The sequence below is a fragment of the Rothia sp. HMSC08A08 genome (assembly GCF_001808385.1).
In the GTDB taxonomy this organism is placed as follows: Bacteria; Actinomycetota; Actinomycetes; order Actinomycetales; family Micrococcaceae; genus Rothia; species Rothia dentocariosa.
The window spans coordinates 302,900-317,433 of sequence record NZ_KV793056.1 but is presented as its reverse complement, the minus strand read 5'-3'; the positions used below and the strand labels follow the sequence as shown (position 1 = coordinate 317,433).

General features: G+C 52.9%; 13 protein-coding genes. 7 read left to right on the top strand and 6 right to left on the bottom strand.

Annotation, left to right across the window (positions count from 1 at the left end; all coding sequences use genetic code 11):
* Positions 1-693: 693 nt before the first annotated feature.
* Positions 694-2,049: an S-layer homology domain-containing protein gene (locus HMPREF3164_RS01940; protein ID WP_048753698.1), complete on the top strand. Its 1,356-nt coding sequence runs from the start codon at positions 694-696 to the stop codon at positions 2,047-2,049.
* A gap of 93 nt (positions 2,050-2,142) precedes the next feature.
* On the opposite strand, the gene HMPREF3164_RS01935 is transcribed toward HMPREF3164_RS01940, so the two are convergent.
* The 4 genes from HMPREF3164_RS01935 to HMPREF3164_RS11125 form a co-directional block, all read right to left on the bottom strand.
* Positions 2,143-2,859, bottom strand: coding sequence for a PspA/IM30 family protein (locus tag HMPREF3164_RS01935; RefSeq protein ID WP_013397437.1), 717 nt, complete (start codon positions 2,857-2,859; stop codon positions 2,143-2,145).
* Between the two features lie 189 nt (positions 2,860-3,048).
* Positions 3,049-5,088 carry a TPM domain-containing protein gene (locus tag HMPREF3164_RS01930; RefSeq protein WP_070448588.1) on the bottom strand — a complete coding sequence of 680 codons (2,040 nt, stop codon included), beginning with the start codon at positions 5,086-5,088 and terminating at the stop codon, positions 3,049-3,051.
* A gap of 236 nt (positions 5,089-5,324) precedes the next feature.
* Positions 5,325-6,158 (bottom strand): hypothetical protein, encoded by an 834-nt coding sequence (locus HMPREF3164_RS01925; RefSeq protein WP_246822560.1) that lies wholly within the window; start codon positions 6,156-6,158, stop codon positions 5,325-5,327.
* Positions 6,159-6,470: 312 nt separating this feature from the next.
* Complete coding sequence (locus HMPREF3164_RS11125) at positions 6,471-6,632, bottom strand: hypothetical protein (RefSeq protein ID WP_168160739.1); 162 nt, start codon at positions 6,630-6,632, stop codon at positions 6,471-6,473.
* Positions 6,633-6,929: 297 nt separating this feature from the next.
* On the opposite strand from HMPREF3164_RS11125, the gene HMPREF3164_RS01920 reads away from it, so the two are divergent.
* From HMPREF3164_RS01920 to HMPREF3164_RS01910, 3 genes are all read left to right on the top strand, one after another.
* On the top strand, positions 6,930-8,264 hold the full coding sequence (locus HMPREF3164_RS01920; RefSeq protein WP_070448586.1) for a S1C family serine protease: 1,335 nt from the start codon (positions 6,930-6,932) through the stop codon (positions 8,262-8,264).
* A 189-nt stretch (positions 8,265-8,453) separates the two neighbouring features.
* Entirely contained in the window at positions 8,454-9,275 is an 822-nt protein-coding gene (locus HMPREF3164_RS01915) for an electron transfer flavoprotein subunit beta/FixA family protein (RefSeq protein WP_070448585.1), read from the top strand.
* An 18-nt stretch (positions 9,276-9,293) separates the two neighbouring features.
* The gene (locus HMPREF3164_RS01910; RefSeq protein WP_070448584.1) at positions 9,294-10,298 is read left to right on the top strand and encodes an electron transfer flavoprotein subunit alpha/FixB family protein; all 1,005 of its coding nucleotides are present in this window, start codon (positions 9,294-9,296) and stop codon (positions 10,296-10,298) included.
* Between the two features lie 64 nt (positions 10,299-10,362).
* On the opposite strand, the gene HMPREF3164_RS01905 is transcribed toward HMPREF3164_RS01910, so the two are convergent.
* Both HMPREF3164_RS01905 and HMPREF3164_RS01900 read right to left on the bottom strand, forming a co-directional pair.
* On the bottom strand, positions 10,363-10,968 hold the full coding sequence (locus HMPREF3164_RS01905; protein WP_070448583.1) for a uracil-DNA glycosylase family protein: 606 nt from the start codon (positions 10,966-10,968) through the stop codon (positions 10,363-10,365).
* Positions 10,969-10,972: 4 nt separating this feature from the next.
* Entirely contained in the window at positions 10,973-11,440 is a 468-nt protein-coding gene (locus tag HMPREF3164_RS01900; RefSeq protein WP_070448582.1) for a tRNA (cytidine(34)-2'-O)-methyltransferase, read from the bottom strand.
* A gap of 137 nt (positions 11,441-11,577) precedes the next feature.
* On the opposite strand from HMPREF3164_RS01900, the gene HMPREF3164_RS01895 reads away from it, so the two are divergent.
* The 3 genes from HMPREF3164_RS01895 to HMPREF3164_RS01885 all read left to right on the top strand — a co-directional run bounded on the left by HMPREF3164_RS01895 (position 11,578) and on the right by HMPREF3164_RS01885 (position 14,530).
* On the top strand, positions 11,578-12,807 hold the full coding sequence (locus HMPREF3164_RS01895) for a cysteine desulfurase family protein (RefSeq protein ID WP_070448581.1): 1,230 nt from the start codon (positions 11,578-11,580) through the stop codon (positions 12,805-12,807).
* Positions 12,808-12,904: 97 nt separating this feature from the next.
* On the top strand, positions 12,905-14,116 hold the full coding sequence (gene mnmA, locus HMPREF3164_RS01890) for a tRNA 2-thiouridine(34) synthase MnmA (RefSeq protein ID WP_070448580.1): 1,212 nt from the start codon (positions 12,905-12,907) through the stop codon (positions 14,114-14,116).
* Positions 14,117-14,140: 24 nt separating this feature from the next.
* Complete coding sequence (locus HMPREF3164_RS01885; RefSeq protein WP_004005049.1) at positions 14,141-14,530, top strand: chorismate mutase; 390 nt, start codon at positions 14,141-14,143, stop codon at positions 14,528-14,530.
* Positions 14,531-14,534: the final 4 nt, after the last annotated feature.

Here is a 14,534-nt window from a genome sequence, read left to right as displayed (position 1 = left end):
GGGGTGTCCGGGTCATGCGGAGGAGCCTGATGTGGGGAATCCGAATCCGCAGTTGCGTAAGGTGGATGTGTATACGGGTCAGCGGTGGCATCTTGATGATGTGGGGGTGGGGGATAGTGAGGGTCGGTTGCACCCGACCTGGCCCAACATGTAAAACCCAGAAGTTCACGAACAGAATAAATATCTTTCCGTGAGCTTCTGGGCGAACCCTTCAGGGCGTCCCAGAGGTAGATTCTCTATAACCATGTGACCATTGTCGCAATGGTATAAGAATAAAAGCAGGACGCCTTTACTTTAAAAATCTATTGAGAATTAGAAAAAGCTACAAACCGCGATATAGTGCGATTCTGCTGTGGCGGTAGGTGCACATTGTCTCTCATGTATATTCTTGCCAAGCGGCAATTTTTAAGAACCTCTTGATCGGCATACCATACCGAAAATTTCACCTATGTTTTTATTTAATATTATTTAACTGGTAATTTAACTCTATTGAACGCTTTACTCCGCTATTGCAAACTTCGTAAAGCTCCTAAATCTGAGGGGACTAATCTCAAATCCCAGCAGAGTATCACTGCTCCGTAGGCGGAATTAACCCTGTCGGAGTCTATCACTCACAACACAAACATAGCGGCTGAATTCAGCGCACCTTATTCAGCACATAGCGACAAGAAAATCGAGAACCGAGGACTATCTATGACCCGCATCAGAAAGATGCGTGCCGGAACCCTGGCCGCACTCACCGTACCCGCTATTGTGGGCGCTACCCTTACTGCACCCGCCCATGCAACCGTCGCATCCGGCACATACCGCAGCTACACCGCCCCGAACGGCCTTAACTCTCAGTACCACGTGTATGCAAACGGTATTGACTGGTCAAAACCCGTGGGCGTAGTCTTCTACATTGACGGCGACTATTGGCGTAACGACCAGTCTAAGATTCACAGCCCTGAGCAGGGCATGCTCCCCGCTATGGGCCGTATCGCAAATGCCCGCAACATGGTTTTTGTACCCGTCGTGTCTCCAGATAAAAATGCATCCGGTAACGGCATTACCTGGTGGGAAAACCTTGACGCCAACGGTGACTATTTCCGCTCCTTTGCGCAGCAATTTATTTCGAGTAACGGCATCGACCCCTCGCAGGTGTGGACGATGGGTTATTCCGGAGGCGCCGAGTTTATCACCTATGAACTGAATGCGGATCGTCAGGGCACTTGGCGTTCTGGCGGCGGTTCTATCCTCGTTGCGGGCGGCGGTTATGAGCGCATGCAGACCGAGGCACCGCAGAACATTAAGAACCAGCCTATGTACTGGTGGGTTGGTGCCGCCGATACTTCTGGTACAACGAACCCTCCAACATGGAGCGCCCGAGGTGCTGTTGAACAGGGCTACACTGCGTACCGCAACAGCGGCTTTACCAATACCCAGATGAAACTGATCCCAGGTTTTAGCCACCAAGATTATGACCTGCCGCTCATCATGGCGCAATCCCTCGATACAGGCGGTCACCGTTTTGGCGCAGGGTATAGCGACCTTCCGACCACGAATCCGTTCTACACAGAGATTAGTTGGAACTCGGATCGCCGCATTATGACCGGTTTTGCCGATCGTACTTTCCGTCCGTACAGCGCTGTAAATCGCGCCCAGGTGGCAACATATCTCTACCGTCTTGCGGGTAGCCCTGCCGTGGAGCTTCCCGCGACTTCTCCGTTCCCAGATGTTACGCCGAACCACCCGGCATATAAGGAAATCGTGTGGCTTAAACAGCAGAGAATTACGACCGGATGGTCTGACGGTACCTTCCGTCCACATGATGCTATCAGCCGTGAGGCACTGGCGGCGTTTTTCTACCGTTTCAACGGTTCTCCCGCATATGCACCGGGTGCACAGCAGTTTGCTGATGTAAACCCCTCTACCATGTTCTATAAGGAAATCTCATGGATGGCAGATCAGGGTATTACTACTGGTTGGCCTGACGGTACTTTCCGACCTGGTGAAGCTACCTCACGTGAGGCTATGGCGGCGTTCCTGTACCGTGCCTCTAAGCTTTAGAATCAGGTTTTCAGCGCAGAACATAAAATGCAGATGCTCCCCAACCTAAGGTTGGGGAGCATCTGCGTAATCTAACAGCCGATCAGGCTAAGACTATGCGTTCTTGTTCTTGAGAGCCGCAAGACGCGCATCAAGTTCAGACTGACGACCAAGCTCTTCAAGGTCATTGAACTGAGCGTCCAGGGAGGAAGCTGCAAGTTCCTGCTGACCCTGCACGCGAGCCTCTTCGCGGCGAACCTTCTCTTCAAAGCGTGAGACCTCGCTCGTGGGGTCCATAACATCGAATGCCTTGAGTGCATCATTCACCTGAGACTGAGCGGCAGCAGTCTTCTGGCGGGCGTTAAGCTCATCACGCTTGGACTTGAGCTCATCCAGCTTTGCACGCATTTTGGTAAGGCCGTCCTTGAGCTGCTCAACCACCTGGGTCTGCGATGCGATCTGCGGTTCTGCGGCCTTTGCCTCACGTTCAGCCTGCATCTGCTTGCCCAGAGCAATCTTTGCGAGATTATCGAACTTATCCGCGTTCGCGGTGTCGCCTGCAGCACGGAACTCATCGGCTTTATTGGAGGCAGCCAGAGCCTTAGAACCCCACTCATCGGCGTCGCGCAGGTCTTCGGCATGATCCTGCTCCAGAAGACGCAGGTTACCAATAGTCTGAGCCACAGCTGCTTCTGCTTCTACAATGTTATTTGTATAGTCACGAACCATCTGATCTAACATTTTCTGCGGGTCTTCTGCCGCATCAATGAGGGCGTTAATATTAGCCTTTGCTAGCTGTGCGATACGACCGAAAATGGACTGTTTTACCATGTTATTTCCTTTTCTTTCACGCGGCACCGGGAAGGAGCTTATTCGCACGTACAGCGCCGCAACTTTTCTTATTATCGTGGGTCAGCCTGAAAAATTACTGGGAAAATATCGCCTATAAGGTGACGAGTACAAGAACATGAGGTTAACGAGAACCCTAACACGTTTTTGACACACCTATGCTCTTGTAGGTTAGAAGCTGCCGCCGTCTCCACCTCCGAAGTCGCCGCCACCGCCTCCGAAATCCCAGCCTCCACCGGAGTCACCGCCGCCCCAGTGATGACCGGTGGATGCTGAAGCAGAGTGTGAGCCCATCGCGCTAAAAATAGCACCTAAGAGCATGCCTTGCGCCAGGGAATCGCCGCCGTAGCTTTGACCATAACGGTTATCATCCCAGTAATTGTTGACATCCTGATTTGCGGAGTTCTGCGCATCGCTCGCCAAAGAAATAGCTTCATATGCCCTGTTGAGCGAATTTACCGGGTCGGACTCCCGCAAACGGTGTGCATCGTTCAGGGCGGTTTGCGCCTCAGACAGATAGGTACGAGCTTGTGAACCGACACCGCGCCGACGGTTGTTAATGAAGTCCGATGCGCTGCGTACCTGAGCCTCTGCAGAACGTAAGGTACGAGACAGACTTTCTTTAGCCGCCTGCTCACGCTCACGGTCGGCGCGAAGCGATGACATGGAACGATTCAGCTCGCTTGTGAGCTGATGCAGCTGTTCCGTGAGGGCAATAGGATCATTCGGGCGTTCTTGTGCCTGTTGTGAAACCTGCCCAAGAATAGCCTCCATACCGGCTGCCGTCGCGGCGAGTTCGGCACGGTTCTGAGACTCCGCGAGGCTCTTAGCCTCAGCTACGTCACGTTGAATACTCAAAATATCGGTACTAAGACTGGATTGTGCAGATTCTAAGGCTGAGGCGTGATTGCTGACTGCTTCTGCCAGCGAGGTAATCTGAGTCGCAGACTCTTCGGCATTGCGCAGATGCACAACAGCTTCGGATCGGGAAGTATCCACTAAACGAGACGCCTCCTGAAGTTCCTGAGCCACCAGGCTTTGGTGTGAATCCAACAGAGCTGCAGATTTATTGATCGGTTCTAACGCACTCGGCAAGTACTGGTCTTTGAGTCGCGCGTATGTATGCTGCGCTGTTTCGACTATCTGCTGAAGTTCCGGTGTGCGCTCCTGGAGCCTAGCAATAGCCTGTGGAGCTTCGTGCTCAAGATTGCGCATTTCAGAGAGCTTCTGCGCCTGATCTCGGGAAATATCAGAAATCTCCTGAGAATTATCGATAATTTCGCTCAACCAAGCGCGCTGTTCCGCAACGGTGTCCGGAACATCATCATTGAGAAGTTTCTGGCGATGGAATGATGCCTGCATGAGCTCTTGGGCGCGCGTTAGTTCCTCTTCAAAAGGCTTGACGTGTTCATTACCGTATTGGGCGCGGGCAAATTCAAGTTCCTGCTTCGACTGCACCATAGAATTATCTGCCTGAACAAGTGCGGCACCGGCACGGGTGCGCAGTTCCTCCAACGAAACTTCAGGTACTTTAGATGTTGAGTATGCAGGCGTACTTCCCGGCTCGTTTTTGGAGCGACGGCGTTTCATAATGTAGTACCCAGCGCCCGCTACACCCGCTACGCCTAGGGCGCCGCCGCCTATAGCGACAGCTGGGCTAACGCCCCCTTTTTGAGCGTTAATACCGTTGACCGCCTCAAGAGCTGCACCTTTGTAATCCCCGCTTTGCAGTTTTGGCTTGATGTATTTTTGGTACACCTCCGACTGCTGATCAGAACTGAGCGCCTTATTACTCCCAGCGGCGAAGTAAGCACGGCGGCTTTCTGTCGCTATGACAAGAATGGCGTCCGCATTACCGTAGCTGTTCTTTTTCGCTGTCTCTTCAGTCCATGCCTTAGCCTCTTCGGGGCTCTCAAACTTATCAATAGTCAGCACATGCAGATCAATATTGTGGTTTTTAGAGAGTTCGCTGATTTTAGAGTTAAGTTCTGAGGTATCGCCCAAGACATTGGTCGTGTCTTGTACTCTACCTGTGATAGTCATGGGAGTTTGGGCTTGCGCGGTACTGATACCGGGCGTCAAGAACGAAGAGCCCGCCACCGGTAGCGCGACGGAAAGCATAGTGGTGCCAAAAGCTAAAGCACCTACGCTGAGGGCACGTCGGATGCGCCGAGAACCAAACGGACGGTCAGCATTCGTGATATTACTCAAAGGAAGACTCCCATTCTTTCGCATATGCCGCGCGGTGATTATCCACGGCGTGGGAGGAATAAACCCACACGTACTTCCATCTTACCGGTCACCAACCTGTCATGAGCGGTAGTCATCACAGAGCGTACATATCTGAAGAAATTCCGGACTAATTCTCAGGATACGATCGTCGACTGTTTACTCCAGGATTACCGCTTTTGTTCACGATGCGGTACTCATTGGATGAATAATATTGGCTAATTCAGATCGTAGCCGCGGTTCTTCATATATTCCGTATCCGTCACCATATGGTGCCCGGGACGATTCGGCATTTGATACTGCTGGGGAACTTGTACCTGCGAAGGATCGCGGAGCGGCAGGTCGTTCTGCCATTTTTGTAATTCTGCCGTTTTTCGACGGTTTTTACGTACCATGCGGATGATGAGGACAGGAATTCCAAGCAGAATAAACAGGACAAAAACCAACACGCCTGCGGCAACAAGAAAATTTTCGAACCAGCCGTCGGCTTCGGAAATATCGCTTAGTCCCTGGGGGATATTGCCGTCATTACTCGTGGAGTAGTCATGATCCCTGATAAAGATATCAGTGAACATGCGCCCGGCGGTACCGTAAAGACCATGATCAGCGATAACACGCTTGATACTGCTGTTTTGGGAGCCCGAATTGTCTTTAACGTACAGGGCATGTGCCCATGCATCGCTCATAAAACTCTGGTCATTGCTGATAATAGTACCTTGGTTCTTAGACGTATCGATAAGCAAAACTACTGTGCGTGGGCGAGCATGGTTGAGACTCAGGAATTCTTGCCCCCACTCCTTGAGCGGTTTGCCATTGGTCCCGGAGACCAACACCATATAGGCTTCTATCGAGTGACGGGTATTGCTGTTACTCAAACCTTCGGTGAGCTCGTCTTCAAGCCCATCCGATAGGGCATTAAGAGTTCCGTCCCGGTCAATAATAGGGGTTTGTGGATTTAGCGTGACCTCGAAAGGTGCTTGAGCGTGGGCCGCCGTCGGGTAAGCAATGAAACTAGCGCCGATACCTGCTAATGCGCATACGAAAGACAGCATGAGGGCAACCACAGTACGGGGCAGAGGTCTTTGAGGTAAATGGGGTCTAGATGTGGCACCATAAAAATTTTGGGAGACAGTGTTTCGGCGATGAATAGTCATACCAATAAACATACCCTGTTTTAGACCGGCTTAAGGGAATTTTTCTGAAGAAATATCACCTTGCGATATGACTCAGCTGCACCACGAGTTGTTAGAGACTCTACGAAGCTTAAGAAAAGGTGACGTTACCCCACTTAGTAGACGGCACTTCTTAGCTTGTATTACGAGCTTTCGTCGTTGGTGCGTGTAATACTAAGATCTTCGTGATTTTTATAAGCTGGTCGCCGAGCTAAGTTGCTGCTCAAACGCAGAAGAACAAGACTGAGCACGCGCCAAACGACGATGCACTATACCTGCACAGCCCGCTACCAGACCGGTACCTAAGCCAAGAATAACGGCCAGCACGGTACAAATAATGAGTGCTGTCAGCATGTCTGCTCCTTTCTTGATGCGATCTCGTTAAACCTTAGAGCCCGTCTTTAAGCGTAGGCTGTGAAATTGACTCTGGAAGGCTGTACCTCTTGAAATATGTTTGTGGAGTTACCCCGGAATTTGAGGGTTCTCAGCAAACTCCCAGGAAATTCCGGGTGCAACCTCAGAGAAAACGGAGGTATAAAACAAGAACTGCGTTTACAGTAGAAAAAGACGCGTGCCTGTTGGCGCTGTCGCCAATATGGTTATTTAGATATCACCTAAGATTTATTGAGAGCCCCTCAAGGAGAGACCACAATGACCCAATACCCTGGTGGCTGGAACCAAGATTCTGGCGCTAACGGTTATAATGATGCAACCCGTCCGATGCAGCAGTCTGCACCCGGATCCTATGCTCAACAGGACTACCAGAATACGGGTTATCAACAGCAGGGCTACCAGCAAAATTACCAAACTTCCGGGTATCAACAGAGTTCCCAGAACCCCCAGAATGGATATCAGAACCAGTACTCCGGGCAGGGGAAGAATCCTCAGCAAGAACCCAAGAAGAAATATGGAACCGGTGTCGTACTTACCGCTGCTCTGCTTGCAGCCCTTGTGGGTGGCGGCGTAGGTGCTGGTGTTGGAGGCGGTATTGCCGCATCTACAAGCAGCAATAGTTCATCCGTCACCGGCAGAAATGCTGGAGGCAGCGCAACAAATCCCACAGTCGTAACCGATACAGCTAAGAAGGTGCTTCCTTCGACCGTCACTGTAGGATCAAAGCTGACCGACGGCAACGGCGTTGGTACAGGTGAAGTTCTCGATAACCAGGGACATATTCTCACCAATAATCACGTAGTCTCTACAAACGGTACTCAGCAGTCCTCTAGAGTCGAGGTGCGTTTGCATGACGGAAGTATTCGTGTGGCAAAGATCGTGGGTACCGATGTAACCTCGGATCTTGCGGTCATTAAGATTGACCCCAGTGGGCTAGACCTTAAACCCATTACCTTTGGCGACTCCTCGAAAGTTGTTCCTGGCGAAACCGTGGTGGCGCTTGGTTCGCCACATAACCTGCAGGATACCGTGACTGCGGGCGTTATCTCTAACACCGACCGTGCCGCAGAAGCAGAAAAAGACGGTGTATACATTCCCATGATTCAGACCGATGCGCCAGTGAACCACGGTAACTCGGGTGGTCCTTTGGTGAACTCTAGCGGGGCGCTCGTAGGCATCAACTCTCAGATCGAGTCTGAAGGCGGCGGCAATGAGGGCATCGCGTACGCCATTCCCTCGAACTACGCTAAGCGTATTTCTGACGAAATTATTAGCAAAGGCAAAGCAACCCATGGGTACCTAGGCGCGAATATTGAAAGCGCCCCTGGGCAGACCAACGAGGGAGAATCTCGGTTCTTCCCGGATGGTGTGCGGGTCACCAATATCTCTAGCGGAAGCCCTGCAGAAAAGGCTGGTCTGCAGAAGGGAGATGTTATCGTCGAGGCGGATGGCCACCGCATCGAACAGAGTAAGACCCTCAACGGCGTGGTGCGTGCACAAGCAGCAGGTGCCACAGTGGATATGAAGATTAAACGGGGGTCAGAGACAAAGAACATCAAGGTGACGCTCGGCGACGCCGATAATCAGCATTAACAGAGCTATAAAACCGCCTGAGGCGGCGTTTCACATGAAGAAACGCCGCCTCTCCTTTGCCTGCTGTGTTCAGGAATATACCGCTCTCATATCCGGGTTTCCCTGACTGAAGATTTCACGGCAAGGTAGAATATAGCCAAACCTAACTAAACCCCACAAACGCGCCGCACACACATAAGGCGCAGGAGGATGAGCGTGAGCGAAAACGCATATCGCATCGCCGTACTGACCAAGTACGTGCCAGACACCCAATTTGAACAAAAACTTGACGATACCTTGCGGGTAGACCGCAGCGAATCAGTGATGAGTGAGCTTGACGAATACGCTGTAGAAGCCGCCATGCAGATCGTCGAAGCGGAAGATACCGATGCAGCGAATTCTGCAGTTATCGCCTTTACGTTAGGCGCAGCAGATGCCTCTAAGGGGCTGCGCCGTGCGCTGCAGCTGGGTGCACACGAAGGCGTACACATTCTCGACGATGCTTTCGCAGGGGCTGATGCTCTGGCAACCTCACGCATCATAGCCGCTGCACTCTCCACCTACGAGCAGGAACACGGCACCTTCGACCTGATTCTGACAGGTATGGCATCAACCGAAGGTGAGACTTCATTGGTGCCCGTTCAGGTGAGCGAACTTTTGGGGCGCACCGGAATCTCTCAAGTGGCGTCGCTGAGCATTGCTGGCCGAGCTGTTAGGGCACGCCGGGACCTGGATACTCGCTCGCAGCATTGTGAAACTGAATTGCCAGCTTTGATTTCGGTGACCGACCAGGTGAACACTCCGCGATACCCCAATTTTAAGGCGCTGATGGCAGCAAAAAAGAAGCCTATTACGACCGTGAACGCAGCGGATATTGCGGATGAGCTTGCTAAGTTCGGCGGCAACGCATCGGCCGTTACCGTGATCGAAGCGCAGGCGCGGGAAGAACGCACCGCAGGTGAAACCATCGTGGATGAAGGCGACGGCGGCATACAGCTGGTCGAATTCTTGGCATCCCGAAACCTCATTTAACCAGTACAGGAGATAACGATGACGACTGCATACCGTGTGCTGGTTATAGGCGGCACAACGAATTTTGCGACCAAACCTAGCAGTGTGGACCGAGAACTTTTAGCGTTGGCACGACTGCGCGCTGGTGTTGGACAGGGCGGAACTCAACTGGGAGTATTGACATTTGCCCAAGGCTCCGCCGATATCGCACAGTTTTACGCTGAACAGGGCGCGGCACGTGTCTTTGCCCCAGCGCAATCCATGACAGATGCTTTGCCTGCTGCCCGAGTGGAACTCGCCGTACAGGCTATTACTGAGTTTGGTCCTGATGTGGTTCTTGCCCCGCATGATATTGACTCGATTGAGCTTCTGGGGCGCGTGGCCGTGCGCCTCGGGAAGTCTGAGGCGGGAACTCGTCCCGTAGGCGTTGTGACGGGCGCTCATGACGTGGATGATGCGCTCAATATTCGTAAGAACGTTTTGGCGGGGGAGTACGACAGCACCGTGCGGGTTGAAGGTCTGCCGTTGGTAACCCTACGCCCCAACTCGGTAGATACGGCGGAGGCGCCCGCTGCGATGGGGGAGGGCGTACTCACCACCTATACTCTGCCCGAGTACGAGACGGTGCGCATCACCGAGGTGACCGAGAAGCCTACATCTGCTCGCCCCAACCTTGAAGAAGCAGCTATTGTTGTAGCTGCTGGCCGCGGTATCGGCGGCAAGTTAGCCCCCATTGAGGATCTGGCGGATGCGCTCGGTGCTGCGATTGGTTCGACCCGCGCCGTCACAGACGCAGGATGGCTGGATCACTCTACTCAGATTGGGCAAACCGGCAAGAGCGTTTCTCCCGAACTATACGTTTCCGTGGGTATTTCGGGGGCTCTTCAACAGAAGGTCGGCATGGATACTTCAAAGACTATTGTCGCCATCAACAAGGACGCGGACGCGCCCATATTCGAGATTGCCGACTTTGGCGTCATTGGGGATCTTTTCACTGTCATCCCGCAGGCTGTTGAAGAAATTAAGAGGCGCCGCAACGCCTAGTTTCTAACAGGTCAGCGTCCTGAAAACCTAGACTAGGTTTTCAGGACGCTTTCACAAGATTAGACTATGTACCCAAGATTTTACGTACCCGCTCACGCAGATCGGGTATATTCTCGGCCTCAAACCAGGGATTACGCTTGCGCCAGCCAATATTGAGCGGAGAAGGGTGCACCAGAGGCACAAAACCCGGCAGATAATCCTCTGCGTGTGCCACCGTTTCCGTAAGGCTGCTGCGAAGCCGCGGAGCAGAAACTCCATCAAGATAGTACTTTTGCGCATAGGCACCTACCAGAATGGTTAATTGTGCATGCGGCATCATGGCGCGCAGCTGCGGATGCCAACGCGGCGCAAAATCCTTACGCGGTGGTAAATCACCGTGCTTACCTTTTCCCGGATAATAAAAATCCATCGGCATCAGGGCAAACAGCTCTGGGTTATAAAACTCATCATCGCTTACGCCCAACCATGTACGAAGTAACCGACCACTCACATCATTCCATGGAATACGAGTCTCTTGTGCAATACGCCCGGGTGCCTGACCCACCAGAATAATGCGTGATCGAGCGTTCGCCGAATATACGGGCTCCCACCCGCGTGACGTGTACTCGGCGTTCATCGGGTCGGCGGCTATATCCTCAAAAAGTAGGGGAACCTGGCGGTTGGCACACATACAACTAAATCTTTCCTCCCGTGAATCCGTGTTGGCGCCATGCCTCAAAAATTGCGATGGACGCGGAGTTCGCCAGGTTAAGGGAACGGCGCCCAGGAATCATGGGGATTTTTACACGTTCTGTAATATGCTCATCCTGCTGTACATCGGCTGGTAAGCCCACGGACTCCGGACCAAACATAAGCACATCGCCATTACGATATTCAAGATCCGCATACGAGGTTTCTGCCGTGGTGGTAAAGGCGAAAACACGCGCAGGCATGAGGACCTCCCAAGCATCCTGCAGGGTCTTATGAACCGTCACGACCGCAAGATCGTGATAATCCAGCCCGGCACGGCGCAGATGCGCATCTTCAAAATTGAATCCTAGAGGCTCGATGAGGTGAAGTTCAGCCCCGGTTACTGCGGCTAGACGAATGGCGTTACCCGTATTCCCCGGAATTTCGGGGGTATAGAAAAGAATCTTGAACACGTACCCCAGTGTACCGCGACTATTTCTACCGGTCGTGACTCTTCGCAGGTTTAGCCTGCGGCGCATTTATGACGAATTCCTCCCGAAAGTTCGAGGAACAACGATAGAATAAGGGCAATACGCCAGAGGAGGAAATAGTGAACCGGGTCTACCTAGATCACGCAGCGACTACCGATGTCCTGCCAGCTGCTATAGACGCAATGGTACAGCAGATGCGTGCGGGCGGTAACCCCTCCTCGCTGCACGCTACCGGACGCGATGCCCGTGCCACCGTTGAATATGCCCGCGAACGTATCGCCCGAGCTGTAGGATGCGATGCCGCCGAGGTTATTTTTACTTCTGGAGGAACAGAGGCAGACAACCTTGCGGTTAAGGGGATGTACTGGAAACGCAGGGAAGCAGACCCGGTGCGACGGCGTATCCTAGTATCAAGTATTGAGCATCATGCGGTGGAAGAAACCTGTGAATGGCTGCAGAAGACCGAGAGCGCGGTTATCGACTGGATTCCAGTGGATTCGCAGGGGCTGGTAGACCCCGAAAGCGTGCGGGAACTGATAGCCCAAAACCCTGCGGATGTTGCGTTAGTTACCGTTATGTGGGCAAATAATGAAGTTGGCACTGTACAGCCCATTCAAGATATTGCCGCCATAGCCTCTGAATACGGTATTCCCATGCATACGGATGCGGTGCAGGCTTTCGGCGCGGTGCCCGTTAACTTCCGTAACAGCGGGGTTGATACGATGGCGATTTCCGGGCATAAAATTGGCGGTCCCATGGGCATCGGCGCGCTTATCGCCACACGAGCAGCGCAGCTCACCCCGGTTTTGCACGGGGGTGGGCAAGAGCGTTCTGTGCGTTCCGGCACTATAGATGCCCCCGCGATCGCGGGATTTGCCGAGGCCGCCGCGCATGCGATTGAGCATCTTGAAGAAGAATCCATCCGTATTGCAGCACTTCGCAATGAGCTAATAGCGGCGGTACAGGCGGTTATTCCACAAGCTCACCTGAGCGGCATCGACCCAACAACCGAGGCCTTTCCTGGTGAAAAAAGGCTGCCTGCGAATGCTCACTTTACTTTTGAAGGCGCAGAAGGAGACACCATCCTCTTTCTGCTCGACATGCAGGGGATTCAAACCTCAACCGGTTCGGCCTGTAACGCGGGAGTAACAAGACCATCCCATGTGCTTCTTGCCATGGGTCTGGACGAAGACACCGCCCGCAGTGCGCAACGATTTACTCTTGGGCATTCCAGCACCGGCGAAGACATTGCTCGGTTGCTCGCGGCCCTGCCCGAAGCCTATGCACAGGCGGCAAAAGCGGGTCTTTCCTCACATCTGCCTGACGCTCAACGCTGGTACGGCGGATAATTGCGGCGAACCTGCGCACATGCAATAAGAAGCGTACAATAGAACCTCATATTTATTCTCACCACGAAACTGTACCCAACGTTTATAAGGAAACTCTGTGAAGATTTTGGCTGCTATGAGTGGCGGCGTCGATTCAGCTGTTGCTGCCGCCCGTGCCGTTGAGGCGGGGCATGAGGTGGTTGGTGTGCATTTGGCGCTTTCTCGTATGCCCGGAACGCTCCGCACCGGTTCTCGTGGGTGCTGCACCCTTGAAGATTCTATGGATGCGCGCCGCGTATGCGCCCAGTTGGGCATCCCCTTCTTCGTGTGGGACTTCTCGGAGCGTTTCAAGGAAGATGTGGTCGATGACTTTATCGCCGAATACGAAGCGGGACGAACCCCCAACCCCTGCATGCGCTGTAACGAGAAAATCAAATTTGCTGCGCTTTTGGAACGTGCCGTCTCCCTAGGGTTTGATGCGGTAGTCACCGGTCATTACGCCCGCGTTATCACCAATGACGACGGTAACCGAGAACTGCATCGAGCCGCCGACTGGGCAAAAGATCAGTCCTATGTGTTGGGCGTCCTTACCCACGAACAGCTCAAACACGCCTGGTTTCCTCTAGCAACCACGCCTTCGAAGGCGGAGGTTCGCGCGGAGGCCGAACGGCGTGGTTTTTCGGTTGCCAAGAAACCGGACTCTTACGATATTTGCTTTATTCCCGAGGGTAATACCCGTGCCTGGCTAGGCGAGCACATTCAAATGCGCCCCGGCACGATTAAAGATACCTCCGGCAATGTGGTGGGGGAACACCCTGGTGCTCAAGGATTTACGGTTGGGCAGCGTAAGGGACTAGCCTTAGGAACTCCGGCGCCTGATGGGAAGCCCCGCTTTGTTCTAGAAATCCGACCAAAAACGAATGAAGTTATTGTCGGTTCTCGTGAGTTGCTTTCTATCGATGAAATCCGCGGAATTCGGGCCACCTGGGCTGGAATTCCCGTTCCGGAAGCAGAACATTTTCTTGCTCAGGAACCAAAACTCGGCGCGCGTAGCGAGACCTTTGATGTTACCGCCCAAGTGCGTGCACATGCAGACCCGGTGCGCGGTACCGCGCATCTTGAATGGGCAGAAGATACCGATGCCGAAACCTCCGGAAAACTTCGTGTAGAGACCGTGGTGCGTCTACACGATGGGCTCTTTGGCGTAGCACCCGGGCAAACTATGGTGCTTTACCAGGGCACACGAGTTTTAGGACAGTCCACTATAGCCCGTGCTTACTCACTCGCTCGTGAAGACCTTGATGATCTTCGTGAAAACGCAGCCGTGTAATGCTCGTACCCCTAAGGACCTATAATGACCCAGCAAGAATTTGATCCGCGTGCCACCTCCATGGGAGACGAAGTTTCCGCCGAGGTTTACGAAGAACTCTTCGCGATGCGGCGCTCTATTGATAATTTCGATGCCGCGTTGGTTCATATTCTTGCGGAGCGTTTTCGAGCCACCCAGCGCGTTGGGGTTCTTAAAGCACAGCATAACCTGCCTGCGGGTGATCCGGGAAGAGAAGAAGCCCAGATAGCTCGTCTGAGGGCTATGGCGAAAGAGTCTAGTCTCGATCCCGAATTTGCGGAGAAATTTTTGAACTTCATTATTTCCGAGGTTATTCGACACCACGAAAAAATAGCGCACGAGCATAAGGACGAGCTGGCTCAAAACGATGATTCTCTCGACCGTCAGACGGATTAGATGC